Origin of the sequence: Paraburkholderia rhizosphaerae, assembly GCF_004366595.1 — a bacterium.
Lineage (GTDB): Bacteria > Pseudomonadota > Gammaproteobacteria > Burkholderiales > Burkholderiaceae > Paraburkholderia > Paraburkholderia rhizosphaerae.
In genome coordinates this window covers 76,760-96,377 of record NZ_SORE01000016.1, presented here as the reverse complement: position 1 = coordinate 96,377, position 19,618 = coordinate 76,760, and the positions used below count along the sequence as shown (strand labels likewise).

General features: G+C 62.0%; 18 protein-coding genes. 11 read left to right on the top strand and 7 right to left on the bottom strand.

Features of this window, described 5'->3' with window-relative positions:
• Window positions 1-42 precede the first annotated feature (42 nt).
• The 3 genes from BX592_RS20860 to BX592_RS20850 all read right to left on the bottom strand — a co-directional run bounded on the left by BX592_RS20860 (window position 43) and on the right by BX592_RS20850 (window position 2,631).
• A complete protein-coding gene (locus tag BX592_RS20860) occupies window positions 43-300 on the bottom strand; it encodes a hypothetical protein (RefSeq protein ID WP_134194022.1) in 258 nt (85 codons plus the stop codon).
• Between the two features lie 62 nt (window positions 301-362).
• Entirely contained in the window at window positions 363-1,535 is a 1,173-nt protein-coding gene (locus tag BX592_RS20855; protein WP_134194020.1) for an ABC transporter substrate-binding protein, read from the bottom strand.
• A gap of 154 nt (window positions 1,536-1,689) precedes the next feature.
• Window positions 1,690-2,631 carry a CysB family HTH-type transcriptional regulator gene (locus BX592_RS20850; protein WP_134194018.1) on the bottom strand — a complete coding sequence of 314 codons (942 nt, stop codon included), beginning with the start codon at window positions 2,629-2,631 and terminating at the stop codon, window positions 1,690-1,692.
• A gap of 234 nt (window positions 2,632-2,865) precedes the next feature.
• Between BX592_RS20850 and BX592_RS20845 the strand changes: the two genes are divergently transcribed.
• From BX592_RS20845 to cobA, 6 genes are all read left to right on the top strand, one after another.
• A complete protein-coding gene (locus BX592_RS20845; RefSeq protein ID WP_134194016.1) occupies window positions 2,866-4,545 on the top strand; it encodes a nitrite/sulfite reductase in 1,680 nt (559 codons plus the stop codon).
• Between the two features lie 32 nt (window positions 4,546-4,577).
• Window positions 4,578-5,120: a DUF934 domain-containing protein gene (locus BX592_RS20840; RefSeq protein ID WP_134194014.1), complete on the top strand. Its 543-nt coding sequence runs from the start codon at window positions 4,578-4,580 to the stop codon at window positions 5,118-5,120.
• Window positions 5,117-5,857 carry a phosphoadenylyl-sulfate reductase gene (locus BX592_RS20835; protein ID WP_134194012.1) on the top strand — a complete coding sequence of 247 codons (741 nt, stop codon included), beginning with the start codon at window positions 5,117-5,119 and terminating at the stop codon, window positions 5,855-5,857. Before BX592_RS20840 ends, BX592_RS20835 begins: the two co-directional genes overlap by 4 nt.
• A 102-nt stretch (window positions 5,858-5,959) precedes the next feature.
• Window positions 5,960-6,922, top strand: coding sequence for a sulfate adenylyltransferase subunit CysD (gene cysD / locus BX592_RS20830; RefSeq protein ID WP_134194010.1), 963 nt, complete (start codon window positions 5,960-5,962; stop codon window positions 6,920-6,922).
• Between the two features lie 21 nt (window positions 6,923-6,943).
• The gene (locus BX592_RS20825) at window positions 6,944-8,257 is read left to right on the top strand and encodes a sulfate adenylyltransferase subunit 1 (RefSeq protein ID WP_134194008.1); all 1,314 of its coding nucleotides are present in this window, start codon (window positions 6,944-6,946) and stop codon (window positions 8,255-8,257) included.
• Window positions 8,258-8,357: 100 nt separating this feature from the next.
• Window positions 8,358-9,134, top strand: coding sequence for a uroporphyrinogen-III C-methyltransferase (gene cobA / locus BX592_RS20820; RefSeq protein WP_134194006.1), 777 nt, complete (start codon window positions 8,358-8,360; stop codon window positions 9,132-9,134).
• A gap of 88 nt (window positions 9,135-9,222) precedes the next feature.
• Here the strand turns inward: cobA and BX592_RS20815 are convergent, their stop codons facing one another.
• On the bottom strand, window positions 9,223-9,579 hold the full coding sequence (locus BX592_RS20815; protein ID WP_243849646.1) for a carboxymuconolactone decarboxylase family protein: 357 nt from the start codon (window positions 9,577-9,579) through the stop codon (window positions 9,223-9,225).
• Between the two features lie 36 nt (window positions 9,580-9,615).
• On the opposite strand from BX592_RS20815, the gene BX592_RS20810 reads away from it, so the two are divergent.
• The 4 genes from BX592_RS20810 to BX592_RS20795 all read left to right on the top strand — a co-directional run bounded on the left by BX592_RS20810 (window position 9,616) and on the right by BX592_RS20795 (window position 15,155).
• Window positions 9,616-10,575 carry an AraC family transcriptional regulator gene (locus BX592_RS20810; protein ID WP_134194004.1) on the top strand — a complete coding sequence of 320 codons (960 nt, stop codon included), beginning with the start codon at window positions 9,616-9,618 and terminating at the stop codon, window positions 10,573-10,575.
• Window positions 10,576-10,644: 69 nt separating this feature from the next.
• Entirely contained in the window at window positions 10,645-12,381 is a 1,737-nt protein-coding gene (locus BX592_RS20805; protein ID WP_134194002.1) for a flavin-containing monooxygenase, read from the top strand.
• A 148-nt stretch (window positions 12,382-12,529) separates the two neighbouring features.
• Entirely contained in the window at window positions 12,530-13,654 is a 1,125-nt protein-coding gene (locus tag BX592_RS20800; RefSeq protein WP_134194000.1) for an aminotransferase class I/II-fold pyridoxal phosphate-dependent enzyme, read from the top strand.
• Between the two features lie 124 nt (window positions 13,655-13,778).
• Entirely contained in the window at window positions 13,779-15,155 is a 1,377-nt protein-coding gene (locus tag BX592_RS20795; protein WP_134193998.1) for a DUF1996 domain-containing protein, read from the top strand.
• 92 nt (window positions 15,156-15,247) lie between these two features.
• On the opposite strand, the gene BX592_RS20790 is transcribed toward BX592_RS20795, so the two are convergent.
• The 3 genes from BX592_RS20790 to lptF are packed head-to-tail and all read right to left on the bottom strand — an operon-like array spanning window position 15,248 to window position 17,968.
• Complete coding sequence (locus tag BX592_RS20790; protein ID WP_134193996.1) at window positions 15,248-15,664, bottom strand: sirohydrochlorin chelatase; 417 nt, start codon at window positions 15,662-15,664, stop codon at window positions 15,248-15,250.
• A 30-nt stretch (window positions 15,665-15,694) separates the two neighbouring features.
• Window positions 15,695-16,843, bottom strand: a complete 1,149-nt coding sequence (gene lptG / locus BX592_RS20785; RefSeq protein WP_134193994.1) for an LPS export ABC transporter permease LptG — start codon at window positions 16,841-16,843, stop codon at window positions 15,695-15,697.
• 3 nt (window positions 16,844-16,846) lie between these two features.
• The gene (lptF, locus tag BX592_RS20780; RefSeq protein WP_134193992.1) at window positions 16,847-17,968 is read right to left on the bottom strand and encodes an LPS export ABC transporter permease LptF; all 1,122 of its coding nucleotides are present in this window, start codon (window positions 17,966-17,968) and stop codon (window positions 16,847-16,849) included.
• Window positions 17,969-18,102: 134 nt separating this feature from the next.
• On the opposite strand from lptF, the gene BX592_RS20775 reads away from it, so the two are divergent.
• Complete coding sequence (locus BX592_RS20775) at window positions 18,103-19,614, top strand: leucyl aminopeptidase (protein ID WP_134193989.1); 1,512 nt, start codon at window positions 18,103-18,105, stop codon at window positions 19,612-19,614.
• The last annotated feature ends 4 nt before the right edge of the window (window positions 19,615-19,618 follow it).

Here is a 19,618-nt window from a genome sequence, read left to right as displayed (position 1 = left end):
CGACGGCGGCGCGTGACACCCATCGTCGCTGCCGCGCCGCGCTTAACCTTTGCTCTTCCTGATCTGCTCTTCGAACGCGAGGTCGAGCTTGCTGACCTTGCGCGGCTTTTTCGGCCCGAAATCGTCGACGAACTTCACGAATTCGTCGAGCGGCAACGGCTCGGACACTTTCTGATCGGCGCCGCTCGAACGGTCGACCAGATAGAACAGGCCGCCGGACAGTGCGATCGCCGCATAACGCGGGTTGCCGCTGCGGGTCTTCAGCCGTTCGACGGCGTGGGTGGCTCGGGTAGTGCGCATGGTCAGGAACGCGGAACGCGATAGAGCAACGAAAGGCTTCTACTTTAACTTTAACAACCGCATCACTGGCTCAGGTACACGAACTTCCCATCCTTCACGATCCCCATCACGCTCGCGCGCTGATCGAGCCCGACGTGGTCCTGTGCGCTCGTATTGACCACGCCGTTCGGCACGACCAGTTCATGCGCATGCTCGAGCTCGTCGCGCAACGCGACGCGAAACGCGTCGGTGCCCGGCTGCGCGGCTTTCAACGCGCGCGCGACCGCATCCTGCAGCCGCGGATACACGCCCGCCGCATCGCCTGCGAACTGCGTGACCGTGCCCGGCCCGTACTTCGCTTCATAAGCGCTCACGAACGCGAGCGCCGCCTGCCTGGCCGGATGATCGGCCGGCAGCGTGCGCGCAACCACGACCGGCTGCGTCGGAAACAGCGTGCCTTCGACGTCCTTGCCGCCGAGCTTGACGAACTCCGGCGTCGCAATGCCGTGCGTCTGATAGATCGCGCCCTTGTAGCCGCGCTCGACCAGCGTGCGCTGCGGCAGCACGCTCGGCGTGCCGGCGCCAGCGATCAGCACCGCATCCGGTTTCGCCGCAATCAGCTTCAGCACCTGGCCGGTCACGCTGGCGTCGGTCCGGTTGAAGCGCTCGGTCGCGACAATCCGAATGTGCCGCAGCGCCGCGAACTTCGTGAATTCGTTGAGCCAGCTGTCGCCGTAGCTGTCGGCAAAACCGATAAAACCGACCGTCTTCACGTCGTGGTTCGCCATATAGCGCGTCATCACGTCGGCCATCGCGCGATCGGTCTGTGCCATCTTGAATGCCCATACGCGTTTGCCTTCCTGCGGTTCGACAACGGCTGCGCTGCCGATCAGCGTGATCATCGGCGTCTGGCTTTGCGCGACCGGATCGAGCGCCGCCAGCGCGGCCGGCGTCACGTTCGGGCCGACGATCACGTCGACATGGTCCTCGTTGATCAACTTATGGATGTTGCGCACCGCGACGCCGGGGTCGGAGCCGTCGTCGAGCACGATGTATTGTGCGTTCTGGCCGGCGATCGTTTTCGGCCACATCAGGATCGCGTTCTTGCTGGTAATGCCGATCGCGGCGGCCGGTCCGGTGGTCGACAGGTCGATGCCGACCTTCAGGTCCGCGTGCGCGGCGCTCGCGAGCAGGAATGCACCGGCTGCGGCCGTGACCGACGTGAAGCGGCGCAGGTTGTTCTTATAGGACGTCATGCAAAAAACTCCGTGACTGGGGCGCTGGAAGTCGGCAGCGACGCCGGGCATACTTCGACCGCGCGCAACATGCCGTCTCGTCAACACGCGCAATCGATGGTGTCGAGGCTGACGGAAAGTGTTGGAAAACAACGAAAGTGCACGTGGCGGCACATCAAAGCTCGTATGACTCGCTCTCGCCTTTGAGTGCCTGTTCGATCAGCTTGCGGTTCATGCTCGGCGACAGCAGTTCCACCAGCGTGTAGACATAGCTGCGCAGGTACGCGCCCTGTTTGAGCCCGACGCGCGTGATATTGCTACCGAACAGATGACCCACCGGCATCGCGCGCAAGTGCCGGTCGCGGTCACCGTTGAACGCGATATCCGCCATGATCCCGACCCCAAGTCCGAGCTCGACGTAAGTCTTGATCACGTCCGCATCGATCGCTTCCAGCACGATGTCCGGCTGCAAGCCGCGCAGCCGGAACGCATCGTTGATCTTCGCGCGGCCCGCGAACGCGTTTTCGTAGGTGATCAGCGGGTATTGCGACAGATCGTCGAGCGACAACTGTTTGCGCTCGAGCAGCGGATGGTCGTCTGGCATGATCGCGACGTGGTGCCAGGTGAAGCAGGGCAGCGACACCAGTTCCTTATAGTTCGACAGCCCTTCGGTTGCGATTGCGACGTCCGCCTGATCGTGGATCACCATCTCCGCGACCTGGCTTGGACTGCCTTGCAGAATTGAAAGGTGAACCTTCGGGTAGCGCCGCTTGAATTCCGCGATCGCGGCAGGCAGCGAATAGCGCGCCTGGGTATGGGTCGCGGCAATCACCAGGTTGCCCTGGTCCTGCGCCGCGTAATCCTTACCGATCCGCTTCAGGCTCTCCACCTCCTGCAGAATCCGCTCGACCGACGCCAGAATGATCCGCCCCGGCTCGGTCAGCGAGCGCACGCGCTTGCCGTGCCGCGTGAAGATCTCAACGCCCAGTTCGTCCTCGAGCTCGATGATCGCCTTCGACACCCCCGGCTGGCTCGTATACAGCGCCTTGGCCGCTTCGGTGAGGTTGAAGTTCTGGCGCACCGCTTCCCGGACGAAGCGGAACTGATGCAGGTTCATATATAACCTCGCCGCATATCAACAGAATTTTTTAGTCGTTTGAAATATAAGGCGAGTTTATTACGATTTCTCCAACTTTTCCAATATGGATATCTCTTTTCGTCATTAGCAAATCACGAGCGGGTCTTTGTTCATTCATCTGACTTGCCTTACTAATGAAACGGACAGCGATCTCCATCGCGCGGCGTAACCGGAACGCCGGGTGGGTTGAGACAAACAAACTGGGGTCCCCGAATGTATCAATACGATCAGTACGACCAGACCATCGTTGACGAACGCGTCGCGCAGTATGCCGACCAGGTTCGCCGCCGGCTGTCGGGCGAATTGAGCGAAGAAGAGTTCCGCCCGCTGCGTCTGCAGAACGGCCTGTACATGCAACGCCATGCTTATATGCATCGGATCGCGATTCCGTACGGCAACCTGCGCAGCGACCAGATGCGTATGCTCGCGACGATCGCGCGCGAACACGATCGCGGCTATGGCCACTTCTCGACGCGTACCAACATCCAGTTCAACTGGGTCGAACTCGAGGAAACGCCGGAAATTCTGCGCAAGCTCGCGTCGGTGCAGATGCATGGCATCCAGACGTCGGGCAACTGTATCCGTAATATCACCGCCGACCAGTTCGCGGGCATCGCGCCCGACGAGACGGTCGACCCGCGTCCCTGGGCCGAAATTCTGCGTCAGTGGTCGACGTTCCACCCGGAATTCGCATGGCTGCCGCGCAAGTTCAAGATTGCGGTGTCGGGCTCGAAGGAAGACCGCGCGGCCGTGCAGATTCACGACCTCGGCGTCTATCTGTCGAAGAATGCCGACGGCGAAGTGGTCGCGAGCATCCTCGCGGGCGGCGGCTTGGGCCGCACGCCGATCATCGGCGCGATCATTCGCGAAAACCTGCCGTGGCAGCATCTGCTGACCTACTGCGAAGCGGTGCTGCGCGTGTACAACCGCTATGGCCGCCGCGACAATCTGTACAAGGCGCGTATCAAGATTCTCGTGAAGGCGCTGTCGCCGGCGAAGTTCGCGCAGCAGGTCGAGGAAGAGTGGCAGCACCTGAAGGACGGCCCGTCGACGCTCACCCAAGCCGAACTGGACCGCGTGTCCCAGTACTTCCAGCCGCCGCAGTACGACAAGCTGCCGGATAACGAACCGACGTTCGAAAAGCATCTGCTCGAAAGCCGTGCGTTTGCTCGCTGGGTCGAACGCAGCGTGCGTCAGCACCGCGTGTCCGGCTACGCGGCCGTCACGCTGTCGCTCAAGCCGCACGGCGTCGCGCCGGGCGATGCCACCGACGCGCAGATGGACGCGGTCGCCGATCTCGCCGACGAATATTCGCTCGGTGAAATCCGCGTGTCGCACGAGCAGAACCTGATTCTCGCGAACGTGAAGAAGCGCGATCTGCACGCGCTGTGGGAAAAGGCGAAGGCGCTCGGTTTCGCGACGCCGAACATCGGCCTGCTGACCGACATCATTGCGTGCCCGGGCGGCGATTTCTGCTCGCTCGCGAATGCGAAGTCGATTCCGATTGCAAAGGCGATCCAGCAGCGTTTCGACGATATGGACTTCGTCTACGACCTCGGCGAAGTGTCGCTGAATATCTCCGGCTGCATGAACTCGTGCGGTCACCATCACGTCGGCAATATCGGCGTGCTGGGCGTCGACAAGGATGGCGCCGAATGGTACCAGGTGTCGCTGGGCGGCGAGCAGGGCACCGGTGCGACCGGCGCGCATCTGGGCCGCGTGATCGGCCCGTCGTTCTCGGCTGAAGAAATGCCGGACGTGGTCGCGAAGGTGATCGATACGTTTGTCGAGCACCGCGCCGATGGCGAGCGCTTTATCGACACGTACAACCGCATCGGCATCACGCCGTTCAAGGAGCGCGTGTACGCATCGCGCCAACCCGCTCACGCGTAACCGGCCCAGTTGCCAAATCAAGGAATTTGCAGATGGCTTCGATTATCAAGGACCGCGCGATCGTCAACGATGACTGGACGGTGGTGCGCGCCGCTGAAGACGGCACGCTGCCCGCAGTGGACGCGTTGCCGGCCGGCAAGGTGCTGGTGCCGCTCGCGCTGTGGCAAAGCGCGCGCGATGCGCTGACGGCGGCGCGCGGCGCTGCTGAAATCGGCGTGTGGCTGGCTGGCGACAGCGAACCGGCCGACATCGTTAGCGATTTCGACAAGATCGCGCTGATCGCGGTCGATTTCCCGGTGTTCCGTGACGGCCGCGGCTACAGCATTGCGCGTCTGTTGCGCGAGCGCTATGGCTACCAAGGCGAGATTCGCGCGATCGGCGACGTGCTGCGTGACCAGTTGCGCTTCTACGAGCGCTGCGGGTTCAACGCTTACGCGCTGCGCGCCGACAAGGACATTCACGACGCGCTGAAGGCATTCACCGAGTTTACGGTGCAGTACCAGGGCGCGTTCGACGAACCGCGTCCGCTGTTCCGCCGCCGTGAAGCGGCCGCCGCACAAAAGGCCCCGGCATGAGCGACGTGCAAAACCTGGCGCCCGAGCTGGCTGCGAAGATCGAGCGGCTCGATGCACTGCTCGATTCGATCGCCGCGCGGCACATCGACGTCAAGTTTGCGAGCAGCCTCGCCGCGGAAGACATGCTGCTCACGCACGCGATCCTGTCGCGTGGCGTGAAGATCGGCATCTTCACGCTGAATACGGGCCGCCTGCATGCGGAAACGCTTGGCATGCTCGATCGCGTGCGCGCACGCTATGGCTACGACATCGAGCAGTTCCACCCGCAGACGGCCGCGGTCGACGAATACGTGGCCGCGCATGGTCTGAACGCGTTCTACGAAAGCATCGATCTGCGCAAGCGCTGCTGCGAGATCCGCAAGGTCGAGCCGCTGAACCGCGCACTCTCGGGCGTCAGCGCATGGGTGACGGGACAGCGCCGCGAGCAGTCGGTGACGCGCGCGGAACTGCACGAGGAAGAACACGACGCCGCACGCCATATCGCGAAGTTCAACCCGCTCGCCGACTGGACAGAAGCGGACGTGTGGGCGTACCTCGCTGCGTTCGATGTGCCGGTCAACCCGCTGCACGCGCGCGGCTATCCGAGCATCGGCTGCGAGCCCTGTACGCGGGCGATCCGGCCGGGCGAAGACAGCCGGGCCGGACGCTGGTGGTGGGAATCGCGCGATACGAAGGAATGCGGACTGCACATCACCACCATTCCGATTGCGGTGAGTACGGAAAGCGCGTCTGCTTAAGCGTCGCAGGCAGACCGCCCCAGTAAGCCGCAGCGCCAAGTCTTATCGATACCGCGAGCCGGCTGCGCCGCTCGCCAGACGAATCAACGAAGGACCCGAACTATGAGCACGACGCTCGAATCGACTGTCACCGCCCCGCTCGCCAACACGGGCAACCGGATGGACCATCTCGACTGGCTCGAAGCCGAGTCGATCCATATCCTGCGCGAGCTGGTCGCCGAATGCAGCAAGCCTGCGCTGCTGTTCTCGGGCGGCAAGGACTCGGTGGTGGTGCTGCATCTCGCGCTGAAGGCGTTCGGCCTGGGCGCGAACCGTCGTACCGTGCTGCCGTTTCCGCTCGTGCATATCGACACCGGCCATAACTACGAAGAAGTGATCGACTTCCGAGATCGCCGCGCGAACGAAATCGGTGCGCAACTGGTGGTCGGCCATGTCGAAGATTCGATCAAGCGCGGCACCGTGCGCCTGCGCCGCGAGACCGATTCGCGCAACGCGGCGCAGGCGGTCACGCTGCTCGAGACGATCGAGCAATACGGCTATACCGCGATGATCGGCGGCGCGCGGCGCGATGAAGAAAAGGCGCGTGCGAAAGAACGCATCTTCTCGTTCCGCGACGAATTCGGTCAGTGGGACCCGAAGGCGCAACGCCCGGAACTGTGGAGCCTGTATAACGCGCGCCTGCATCAGGGCGAGCACCTGCGCGTGTTCCCGATCTCGAACTGGACCGAGCTTGATGTATGGCAATACATCGCCCGCGAACAGCTCGAACTGCCGTCGATCTATTACGCGCATCACCGCGAAATCGTGCGCCGCAACGGTCTGCTGGTGCCGGTTACGCCGCTTACGCCGATGCGCGAAGGCGAGACCAGCGAACAGGCGCTGGTGCGCTTCCGTACGGTCGGCGACATCAGCTGCACGTGCCCGGTCGCAAGCGACGCGGATACCGTCGAGAAGATCATTGCCGAAACGGCGGTGACCGAGATTACCGAGCGCGGCGCAACACGGATGGACGACCAGACGTCCGAGGCCGCGATGGAACAGCGCAAGAAGCAAGGTTATTTCTGAAGCACACGAGGTAAGACAGTCATGAGCATTCATCAACCGGAAGACCTCGGCGTGCTGCGTTTCATCACCGCCGGCAGCGTCGACGATGGCAAGAGCACGCTGATCGGCCGCCTGCTGTACGACAGCAAGGCCGTGTTGTCGGACCAACTGTCCGCACTGTCGCGCGCGAAGAACAAGCGCACGGTCGGCGATGAGATCGACCTGTCGCTGCTGACCGACGGCCTCGAAGCTGAACGCGAGCAGGGCATCACGATCGACGTCGCATATCGCTACTTCGCGACCGCCAAGCGCAAGTTCATCATCGCCGATACGCCGGGGCACGAGCAGTACACGCGCAATATGGTGACCGGCGCGTCGACCGCGCATGCGGCGATCATTCTCGTCGATGCGACGCGCGTGACGCTCGAAAACGGCGTTGCGCAATTGCTGCCGCAAACCAAGCGCCATAGCGCGATCGTGAAGCTGCTCGGCCTGCAGCATGTGATCGTCGCGATCAACAAGATGGACCTGATCGACTTCAGCGAAACGCGCTTCAACGAGATTCGCGATGCGTATGTCGAACTGGCGCGCCAGCTCGGTTTAAGCAATGTGCGCTTTGTGCCGGTGTCGGCGTTAAAGGGCGATAACATCGTGAGCGCGAGCGAGCGGATGCCGTGGTACGCAGGCGAGCCGCTGCTCGATGTGCTCGAAGCGCTGCCGGTCGAAACTGAGGGCAATGACACGCTGCGCTTTCCGGTGCAGTGGGTTGCGCGTCAGGACGGCAGTCAGGCGGACGACTTCCGCGGCTATATGGGCCGTGTCGAGTCCGGCGAAGTGAAAGTGGGCGACACGATCGTGGTGCTGCCGGCCAATCGCGAAGCGACCGTCGCGGAAATCATCGCACCGGTGCCGGGCGGCACCGCGCAGGTGGACCGCGCATTCGCTGGCCAGACGGTGACCGTCCGCCTCGACCAGGATGTCGATGTGTCGCGCGGCGACACGTTCGTGCGCGCGGGCGACACGCCGCAGCCGGCGAAGAAGCTCGAAGCGGACCTGTGCTGGTTCGACGACGCGCCGTTGTCGACGCAGCGCAAGTATTTGCTGAAGCAGACCACCAACACGGTATTTGCGCGCGTCGGCGCAATCAAACAGGTGCTCGACGTGCATACGCTGTCGCACGCGACCGACCGTCAGGAGCTGTCGATGAACGACATCGGCCGGGTTTCGCTGACGCTGCAAAAGCCGCTCGTTTGCGACGAGTATGATACGCATCCGGGGACCGGTGCATTCGTGCTGATCGACGAAGCAACGCATCACACGGTCGCCGCGGGCATGATTCGTGCGTTTTCTGCGTGACAGGCCTGTGGGGCTCGCGCCGACGATAATGAACGCAGCGTGAGCCTCGGTCGTTGTATAGCGCGGTTTTCATCGGATCGGACGAACGGAGTGGGAGCAAATGGGTAAGGTGTATCTGATCGGTGCAGGGCCTGGTGCGGCGGACCTCATTACGGTGCGCGGCGCACGTTTGCTGGGCATCGCCGATGTCGTGCTGCACGATGCGCTAATCGAGCCGGAGATGCTCGAGCACGCGCCGCGTGCGCGCAAGATCGCGGTCGGCAAGCGTTGCGGGCAGCGCTCGACCGCGCAGCACTTTATCAACAAGCAGATTGTCGACGCGGCGCGCGAGCATGATGTCGTCGTGCGACTGAAGGGCGGCGATCCGATGTTGTTCGGCCGCGCCGATGAAGAGATGCGTGCGCTCGAGGCAGCCGGCATTGAATATGAAATCGTGCCGGGTATCACAGCCGCGCTTGCGGGTGCGTCCGCGCTGCAGCGATCGTTGACGCTGCGTGGCGTGTCGCGCAGCGTCGCGCTTGCGACGCACAGCCGCGCGGCGGACACCGACGCGATTCGCGAGCAGGTGAATGCGGATTCGCTGGTGTTCTACATGGGCCGCGACAGCGCGCCTGAAATCGCGCAGCAGCTGATCGACGCGGGGCGTCCAGCGTCCACGCCGGTCGCGATCGTCGAAGCGTGCAGCACGCCGCGCGAGCGGACGCTGACGCTGACGCTCGAAGGGCTGGCCTCTGGCGACGCGCAACCGTGGCTGGACGCGTCGCAGCCGAGTCTGCTGATGATCGGCGACGCGTTTGCGCAGCGGCAGCGCACCGCGCGCACAGAAGATGAAGGCGACGCGAGCCGCGACGAGAAAGGCATTCGCCGCGTGGCGTGAGTCCGGCTGATCGGCGCAGCGAGTCAGTCAGAAACAAAGGAAGGCGCGAGCAATCGCGCCTTTTTTGTTGCGTGCTCGTTCGTGTGATTCAGTCCTTGAACAGATGCGTCGCGTGCGTCACCGATGCGCCCGCGCGCATCGCCGCAGCCACCAGTGCCGCTTCCGTCAGCTGCTCGTCGGTGGCGCCGGCCTTGCGCGCCGCCTTCGTGTGCAACTCGATGCAGTACGGACACTGAGTCGTCAGCGCGACCGCGACCGCGATGATCTGCTTGGTCTGCTCGCTGAGCGCGCCCGCGGTAAATGCAGCAGTGTCGAAGGCCCAGAAGGCTTTCATCACATCTGGTGCTTTTTCGTCCAGGTGCTTCAGTCGGGTAAGATGCTTCATGTCGAACATGGATGTCTCCATCAGGAAGGGGATTTCGTATGCCATGGTAGTCAGGGTCATGTTCGAAGTGGTCTCGTTCTGGTTCCAAATCGTCCAATGATCACCTTGTCCCGATCCGGCGAGCATGTGCTCGACCATCTCCTTGCGGCACTCGATCTCGGCGTCGCGAACTTCTCGGTATGCGATGTGCGCAACGGTTGGGGTGTGAGCTTCGAAGCCTGCAGCACCGCAAGCCTGCACTACTGTCTCGCGGGAAGCGGCACGCTGGTGCTGGGCGACGCCGGGCGCATGATGCTCGATGCGCATAGCTTCGTGCTGTTGCCGCCGGGTGTCGCTTACCGGATCGATGTGGCGAGCCCGACGGCCGCGCGCACGGTGAAGCGCGCGCGGGTCGGCAATGGACTCGTCCGCGAGACGGCGCCGACCGTGAAGGTCGGCGAAGGAGCGCAGGGCGTCGTCACGGCTTGCGGTGAGTTGAGCATCGATCGGAGTTTTACCGTTGATCCGTTCAGGGCATTGAGCCGTCCTCTCATTACCCGCTTCGACGCGGCCGGAGGCTTGCGGAACCAGTTCGTGATGCTGCTTGCGGAATCGGCGCGTCCGGGGCCGGGCTCGCGCGTGCTGGTTGAAGCACTGCTCAAGCAGTGTTTCGTGATGGCGCTCAGGCGTCATATCGACGACGGCGGGGTGGATTTTCCGTGGGCCGCCGGTCTGGCCGATGCGCGCCTCGCGGCGGCGCTCGAAGCGATGTTCGAGCGCTATGCGAGCCCGCTGTCGGTCGAGCGGCTCGCTGAAGAAGCGAGCATGAGCCGTTCGGCATTTGCCGCGCAGTTTGCGAAAGCGTTCGATCAGTCGCCGATGGCGATGCTCAAAGTCGTACGGCTTCGCAAGGCGGCCGAATTGCTTGCGACCACAACCATGCCGGTGTCGGAAGTGGCAAGGGCGGTCGGGCTGTCGAGTCGTAGCAATTTTTCCGTTGCGTTCCAGCGCCTTTATAAAGTGGATCCGACTCGGTTCAGGCATCAGTCGCGATCGACGAACCGTTTTATCGGGTAGCGTGTCGCTGTTTGCGCTGCCTGCCTGCGGCCGCGCGGCCGTAAACCAGCCTGACGGAGATTCGATCGGATGACCCAGCCAACCCCGGAGCACACGACACTCGCTTCCTGGCTCGATGCATTCTCGCGCGCGATAGCCGCGGGCAACGTGGACGATATCGTCGCGCTATTCGGCGGTACCTGTTTCTGGCGCGATCTGGTCGCGTTCACATGGGACATTCGCACGCTGGAAGGGCGTGATGCGATTCGCGCGATGCTCGATGCGACGCTCGCGTCGATCAGGCCGCACGAATGGGCCGTTGCCGAACCCGTGCGCGCTGGCGCGACCGACGGCTTTATTTCATTCGACACTGCGCTTGGCCGCTGCGATGGCTATGTGCGCCTTGACGCGCAGGGCCGTTGTTTGACGCTGCTCACCGCGCTGCGAGAACTGAAGGGGTTCGAAGAACCGACTCGACGCCGGCGCGTGTCCGGTCACGAACAACCGTTGGCAAATGTCGGCAATTTTGATGCGGCGAAACAGCCTTATGTGCTGATCGTCGGCGGCGGACACGGCGGATTGAGTATCGCGGCGCGGCTCAAACTGCTCGGCGTGCCGGCGCTGATCGTCGATCGCCATGCGCGCACGGGAGACAGCTGGCGGTCGCGTTACCCGTCGCTGCAGTTGCATGATCCGGTGTGGTCGAATCATCTGCCGTATCTGAGCTTTCCGGATCATTGGCCGGTATTCGCCGCCAAGGATAAAGTCGGCGACTGGCTGGAGTCCTATGCGCGGATCATGGAACTCGATATCTGGCATCGCGCGTCATGCGTCGGCGCGCAATACGATCCGGCAAGCGGTCAATGGCGCGCGCGTATTGTGCGAGGCGGTCATGAAACGCTGCTGCAGCCGACCCATCTTGTCTTCGCGACCGGCTTGAGCGGCGACCCTTTTATCCCTTCGATTCCCGGTGCGGCGTCGTTCGCAGGGATGCAGTGCCACTCGAGCGCGTATGCGGGCGGCGAGCGGTTCAGTGGCCGCAAGGTGGTCGTATTCGGTTCGAACAACTCCGCACACGATATCTGCGAAGAGCTGCTCGCGCACGGCGCGGATGTGACGATGATCCAGCGCTCGTCGACGCACGTGATTCGCCAGCCGCGCGTGCTCGAGATCATGCGCTCGCTTTACTCGGAAGAGGCCGTGGCCCGCGGCCTCGACGCCGAGCGGGCGGACCTGCAGCGCGCGGCATTGCCGATGCGTATGCTGCCCGTGGTGTTCCGCCCGACGATGGAAAAGATCGCGCGCGAGGATGACGCGTTTTATCAGCGCCTCGCGGCGGCGGGTTTCAGGCTCGACTTTGGCGAGGACGGGGCCGGCATTGTCGGGAAGTACTTGCGCAAGGGGGGCGGTTACTACATCGACACGGGCGCGTCGGAGCTGATCGCCAATGGCAGGATCAAGCTGAAGTCCGGCGTTCAGGCGCTACGTATCGAGCGTTCGTGCGTCGTGCTGAGCGACGGCTCGCGCGTCGACGCCGACGACATTGTGTATGCAACCGGTTTCCGGCCAATGAACGAGGTCATCGCGAAGCTCATTTCGCCGCAGGTCGCGGCAGCGATCGGACGCGTGTACGGCTATGGCTCCGGGCTCGATGGCGACCCGGGGCCCTGGGAAGGCGAGTTGCGCAATATGTGGAAACCGACGCGGCAACCGGGGTTGTGGTTCCACGGCGGCAATTTCCAGATGGCGCGATTTCATTCGAAGTTTCTTGCGCTGCAGTTGAAGGCGCGGTTTGAGGGGCTGGCGGTGAGCGTATTTCAGCCGTAGCGGGTCGCGATGGGGCACACGTTGATCGCAGCGGCCGGCATTAATTTTTCTAAAACGGTATTAGGAAAATTAGCTTTTCTTATCGAGTCGACCCGATCAGACTGCACGATTCCCCTTGTCCAGCCGCCCCCTTTCGAGCGAGGCCACCATGACGTTTACCCCCTTCAAACTCGAACGCTACTTCGCTCAACACGAGTTCACGGCTCGCTATCTGCTGTGCAGTTCGGATCCCGAGTCGATGTCAGTAAGCGACCTGCTTGCGTATGAGCCGGGTTCGTCTGAAGGCCTGGCGCGAACATGGCTCGGGTACACCGAATACCCAGGTGCACCCGCGTTGCGTGTGCAACTTGCGAAGGAACTCTACACCGCGACGCAAAGCGACCAGATCATCGTCCACACCGGCGCGCAGGAAGCGATTTATTCGTTCATGAACGCGGTACTCGAACCGGGCGACCATCTGATCGTGCATATGCCCGGTTATCAATCGCACTATTCGACCGCGCAGGATCGCGGTCTCGCTGTGACGCCGTGGATGGCGCGCGAGTCGTCGGGATGGGCGCTCGATATCGACGAACTTGCGACGCTGATTCGCCCGGAGACGAAGGCGCTGGTGGTCTGTTTTCCGCACAACCCGACCGGCTATCTGCCGAGTACTGACGAATTCGACGCGATCATCGAATTCGCGCGGCGCCATGGCTTGATGCTTTTCAGCGATGAGGTCTATCGGGGTCTCGAACTCGATCCCGCGCATCGGTTGCCTGCCGCATGTGACGTATACGAACGCGCGGTATCGCTGGGCGCACTCGCGAAGTCGCACGGACTCGCGGGTTTGCGCATCGGTTGGGTCGCAACGCGCGATCGCGAGGTGTTGCGACGCATGAGTCTTTTCAAAGACTATCTGACGATCAGCAATAGCGCGCCGAGCGAATACCTTGCGACAATCGCGGTCCGCCAAACCGATGCATTGACCCGCAGGGCCACTGACATTACCCGCGCAAACCTGCAGGTGCTGGACACGTTTTTCGCGCGGCACGAGGCGATGTTCGAATGGCGTAAGCCGCTCGCCGGCACGATCGCATTTCCGCGTTTGAGGAATCTGTCGGCGTATGAGTTCTGCGAAACACTGCTTGAACAAACCGGCGTACTGTTACTGCCGAGCACGCTGCTCGACTACGGCGATGCGAACTTCCGCATTGGATTCGGCCGCAAGAATCTGCCGCAGATTCTGCCGATCGTGGATGACTACCTTGGCAAGCCTGGCGGCACACGTTAACTGAGGATCAACGCGGCGCGTATTGCTATTGTGTGAGTCGACTGATTACATTGAAAAGACGGAAAACTTGAATTATTCATATATCTGACGCGCCTGTGCATGAGTGCTGTTGAAGGAGCCGATGATGAGAAACAATAAATTCGCCGTCTTTGCTTGTCTGATTTGCTTTGGATTGCAAAGTTATGCGACATCGTGCCTCGCCGGCGGTCAGTTTGCTGTCAATTGCACGTACTCGCACACGAAGCCCGACGACTCGATCGTGTGGCCGAATCAGCCCGGGCAGGCAATGGTGCATGACTTCTTCGGCAACACCGGCACCGACGCTTATAGTGACTACCAGACCTTGAGTGGCAACAAGCTTACGACCTGCGACTCGAAAGCGGACGTGTCCGCCTACTGGGTGCCGCAACTGAAGCGCGCATCCGGCGTCATCGTGCCCGACTTCGCGAAGATCTACTACAAGAACGATCAGCCTGTCGTGCCGCTCAGTCCGATTCCAGCCGGCCTCCAATTGCTAGCCGGCGACCATAATGGGACCGGCCCGAAACCGCAGATTAACTACCTGTGCCGCGGCGGCGGATATACGACTACCGCGCCAACCAACTGCCCGGTTGTGACGGACGACAGCGGCACGTATGCGCAGCTCGATATCTCAGTGCACTTCCCGGATTGCTGGAACGGCAAAAAAATCAAGCCCGACACTTCGGGCGGCGATGCTCACCCGGCGGCCGCGATGCGCTATTCGAGCATGATGGACTACATGGCGTATCGTAATGCCGATGGCACGTGCCCATCCGGTTTCCCCGTGAAAATTCCGGAACTTCAGCTTAACGTTCAGTATTCGCTAGGGCAGGATCCCGATTTGTCGACGGCGCAGTTGTCGATGGATCCGATGCTCGTCGATGGCGTTCTGGTGCCGCAGTGGGGCTCGCTCTATACCGCGCATGGAGACTTCATCGATGCGTGGAAAATCGAAAGCATGCAATACGCGATCGACAAATGCAGCAATGCCGACGTCGCTTGCAGCAACAACATTCCGCTTTACTATTCGCCGGCGACCGCCGACGTATGGATTAATGGAGCGGGCGCCACGACGACGACCGGCCCCTCTTTGCAGGTCGGTCCCGGCGACTTGATCCTGATGAAATTTCCGACGCCGCCGCACACCGGCGATTACCCGTGGGACGTAGCGGACCTTCAAACGCTTGGACAAAACGTGACGGATGCGAACGCGGTGATGCTCGATCTGTATGGCGCGTCGACCAACTGGGATGACGGCAGCACACCACCGACGACAGCAAACTGCACGACGCAGCATATTGGCGGCATCTATCTGGACAGTACCAATCAGACTCGCCTGAATGACGTGACCAGCTATGTCAAGAATGCAATCGCGGCTGGTGAGCCGACGATCGCCATATGTATGCGTAACAATACCGGGACGACGGCGGTATTCTCGTCGCGGGACGGCGCGTTTTCGCCGGCGCTATTTCTTCGCTAACCGACGGTCGGGCCTGACGGGTATTCCGGTGTTTGCTGTTTATTTATTGCTTTTGCGCGGTCAGCCCATTTACGAGCCTGGGCGGAATGAAGCTAAACCTGCCGCAGACAATATTGCGCGATCGCATCAATAACCGCGCTGTCTTCGCCGACAGGCGTCGCGCAACGAATCTCGATGCCGGGATGGGCAGCCCGGCACTGATCGACGATAACCGGCAGGTCCTGCCGGACGTGTCCGCCCTGGCCGAAGAACACCGGCACGATGGTCACCGTCGTGCAACCCGCTGCCACCTGGTGCGTGACGGCGGTCGGCAGGTCCGGTTCCATCAGTTCCAGAAACGCTAGCGTGACGGGGCCACTGACCGGACCACCGCGCGGCGCACTACGTAGACTGCGCAGCGTATCGGCGAGCCGTTCGAACGGCTCCGCCCAGCGCGCGTCGCGCGCGCCATGTGCAAATAGCACGATGCCTGCTGCGGTATCTGTGGATTTCGCCGGATCAGTTGCCATTACATCCTCGAACGGACCGTTGCGCGGCGGCTAGTGCCGGTCAACCCACTTCAGACCGACCAGCCCCAGCACCAGGTACACAAGCCCCGGCGTCGCGGCGGTGAGCGGCGCCGGCCACGTGTTCAGGTTGCCGATGTGCGAGAACAGCGTATTGAACAGCTGGAAGCTCATGCCGAGCATGATCCCGCCGAACACCTTCATGCCGACCACGCCCGCGCGCGTATGCAGATACGCGAACGGCAACGACAGCACCAGCATCACGAATACCGCAAACGGATACAGCAGCTTACGCCACAGCGCGATTTCGTAGCGTTGCGTGTCCTGATGGTTTTCAGTCAGATGCTGGATATAGCGGAACAGGTTGAACATCGACATCCGGTCCGGCGACACCAGCAGCACCGACAGAATCTGCGGCGTCAGTTCCGAGCGCAGCGAATACTCGGGCAGCGTGATCTGCTTCGCGCGATAGACCGGGTTCAGCGCATCGGTTGGCGTGGCGCCAACCGGCACGACATCGATCAGTTGAGTATCGGTGACGTCGGTCAGCTTCCAGTGTCCGGGCGGCTGATACACGCCGGACTTCGCGATTCGCACATTCGTCAGCCGGAACTGCGAGTCGAATTCATAAATGCGTACATTGCTGATGGTCGCGTCGGGACGCAACTCGCCGACGTTCACAAAGCGCGTGACCTGCTCGCCGTCCGCGCGCGCGGTCAGCGTGTCTTTCACCCACACGCCCGATTCGAAGTTGCTCGACACCGCTGAACCGAGCGCCTCGAGCCGTACACGCTCGGACAACTGGTCCGTATAAGGTCCGATCACTTCGCCGATCAGATAGGTCAACAGCACGAGCGGGATGCCGATCTTCAGCAACGAACGCAGCGCCTGATTGGTCGCGAGACCGGATACGCGGAAAATTGTGTACTCGGAGTTCGCGGCCATCTGCGCGAACACGTAGATCGCACTGATCAGCGCGGCGACCGGAATGATTTCATAGAAGCGCGACGGCGTTTGCAGCGCGACGCGCAGCACCGCGTAGCTGAAGTTATAGTTGCCGCGGCCAACCGAATTGAGCTCGTTGATCAGGTCGAAGAAGAAAAACAGGCCCGAAAACGCGAACAGAATGAAGATAAACGACAGATAGACCTGACGCGCGAAATACCGCTCATAGATCCGCATCGGTCAGGCTCCTTGCGACTGTGACGGCGAACCGCCGGCGCCGCGGCTAAACATCGCACGCGACACCAGCGGCCGGTTGCGCACGCGCAGCCAGAAAATAAACGCGATGATCAGCGCGACCACGATATGCAATCCGACCAGCCCGACCGGGAACGACATTTTCCCTTGCTGGATCCATGACTGAACTACATTCAGCACGTTCGAATAGGTCAGATAGATCAGCACCGCCATCACGAGGTTGATCGTGCGGCCGCGGCGCGGGTTCTGATAGGCGAGCGGAATCGCGAGCAGCATCAGGTTGATCGCGATCAGTGGCAGCCCGGCGCGCCACGCGAACTCGGCGAGATTCTCACGCGTCGGGTTGCGCAACAGTTCGAGCGTCGGCGTGCCGGTAGTGGTCGGTGTGCTGACCACCGGCTGACTCTGGATCTTGATGCCGTAGCGCTCGAATTCCATGATGCGGAAATCCGGGTGGCCCGGTTCGCCGTCGTAACGCCGGCCGTTTTCGAGCACGACGAAGCGGTCGCCGTTCGCGTGCGTTTCGGTGTGACCGAACCTCGAGACGACCACATTCACCTTGCCGCCCTCGGTGCTTGTCACGAACACGTTCTCGACCTTCGACTGGTCCGGCGTCATCTTCTCGATGAAGAACACCCGATGGCTGACCGCCGATTCGCGGAACTGGCCGGGCGCGAGCAGCGACACCTCGTCGCGCTGCTGGAAGCGCGCGCGGATCAGCTTGTTCTGCGCGTTCGACCACGGCCAGCCGACGAACACAAAGAACATGATCAGGATGATGATCGGCGTCGAGAAGACGGCGATCGGCTTGATGAACTGCGTGAGGCTCACGCCCGACGACAGCCACACGACCATTTCCGAGTCGCGGTACCAGCGCGTGAGCACGAACAGGATCGACACGAACAGTGTCGCGACCAGCATGATCGCGAGGTAACCGATCACGGTCAGGCCGATCAGCACCAGCACGTCGCGCGGATCGATCTCGCCGGACGCGGCGAAACCGACGATGCGGATCATCATCGTTGTCAGCACGAGCGTCAGCAGGACCATGAACACGGCGCCGGCCGTGTATGCCAGTTCGCGCTGGAGGGAGCGTTCAAAGATCATTGTCGATGATGGGAGGGCGCGCTCGACAGGGCGCCGTATGCGTAGTACGTGCCTCCGAAGCGACGGCCACGGGAAAAATAGCGGATAATTGCGGCTTTCATCCTAAGCCCAGATTTTATCCGAGGACAAGCGCGATGGACTTTAGCATAAAAGCCTGTGATTGGAGCAAAGGCTCGACCCAAGGGTTCCTGACCGGAAAATCCGATTGCATCGTGATCGGTGTTTTCGAGTCGCAAACGCTGTCCGGCGCCGCACTGGAAATCGACACGGCGACCAAAGGTCTGCTGACCCGCATCATCAAGGCGGGCGACATGGACGGCAAGAATGGCAGCACGCTGTTCCTCCACGAAGTGTCCGGCATTGGCGCGTCGCGCGTGCTGCTGGTGGGTCTTGGCAAACAGGATGGGTTCACGCAAAAGGCCTACGGCGACGCAGTGCGCGCCGCGTGGCGCGCGATTCTCGGCACGAAGATCGTGCAAGTCACGTTCACGCTCGCACAGGCGCCGATCAAGGAGCGCACGTCGGATTGGGCAGTACGCGCGGCGATCCTTGCATTGCGTGAGCTCACGTACAAGTTCACGCAGATGAAGAGCAAGCCGGACACGACCGCGCGCGCGCTGAAGCGCATCGTGTTTACGGTCGACCCGGTCGATGAGAAGCTCGCGAAGGTCGCCGCGAAGCAGGGTGCGGCGCTCGCGAACGGCATGGACCTCACGCGCGATCTGGGCAACCTGCCGGGCAACGTCTGCACGCCGACCTATCTGGCCAGCGCCGCGAAAAAGCTCGCGAAGGACTGGAAACTGAAGGTCGAAGTGCTCGGCCAGAAGCAGATGGAAGCGCTGAAGATGGGCTCGTTCCTGTCGGTCGCGAAAGGCTCGATCGAGCCGCCGCAGTTCATCGTGCTGCAGTACCAGGGCGGCGCGGCGAAGGCGGCGCCGGTCGTGCTGGTCGGCAAGGGCATCACGTTCGATACCGGCGGCATTTCGCTGAAGCCGGGCGACTCGATGGATGAAATGAAGTACGACATGTGCGGCGCGGGCTCGGTGCTCGGCACGCTGCGCGCGGTCGCCGAGATGGGTCTGAAGCTCAATGTGGTCGGCATCATTCCGACCTGCGAGAACATGCCGTCGGGCAATGCGACGAAGCCGGGCGACATCGTCACGAGCATGTCGGGCACGACGATCGAAGTGCTGAATACGGATGCGGAAGGGCGGCTGATCCTGTGCGACGCGCTGACGTATGCCGAGCGCTTCAAGCCGGCCGCGGTGATCGATATCGCGACGCTGACGGGCGCCTGCATCATCGCGCTCGGCCATCACAACACCGGCCTCTTCGCGAAGGACGACGCACTGGCCGGTGAGTTGCTCGACGCGGCGAAGGAAGCCTCGGACCCCGCATGGCGGATGCCGCTCGACGACGAATACCAGGACCTGCTGAAGTCGAATTTCGCGGATGTCGCGAACATCGGCGGGCGTCCGGCCGGCAGTGTGACCGCCGCATGCTTCCTCGCGCGCTTTACTGAAGCGTATCCGTGGGCGCACCTCGATATCGCCGGTACCGCATGGAAAAGCGGTGCGGCAAAGGGTGCGACTGGCCGTCCGGTGCCGCTGCTGTCGCAGTTCCTGATCGACCGCGCCGCACAATGACGCA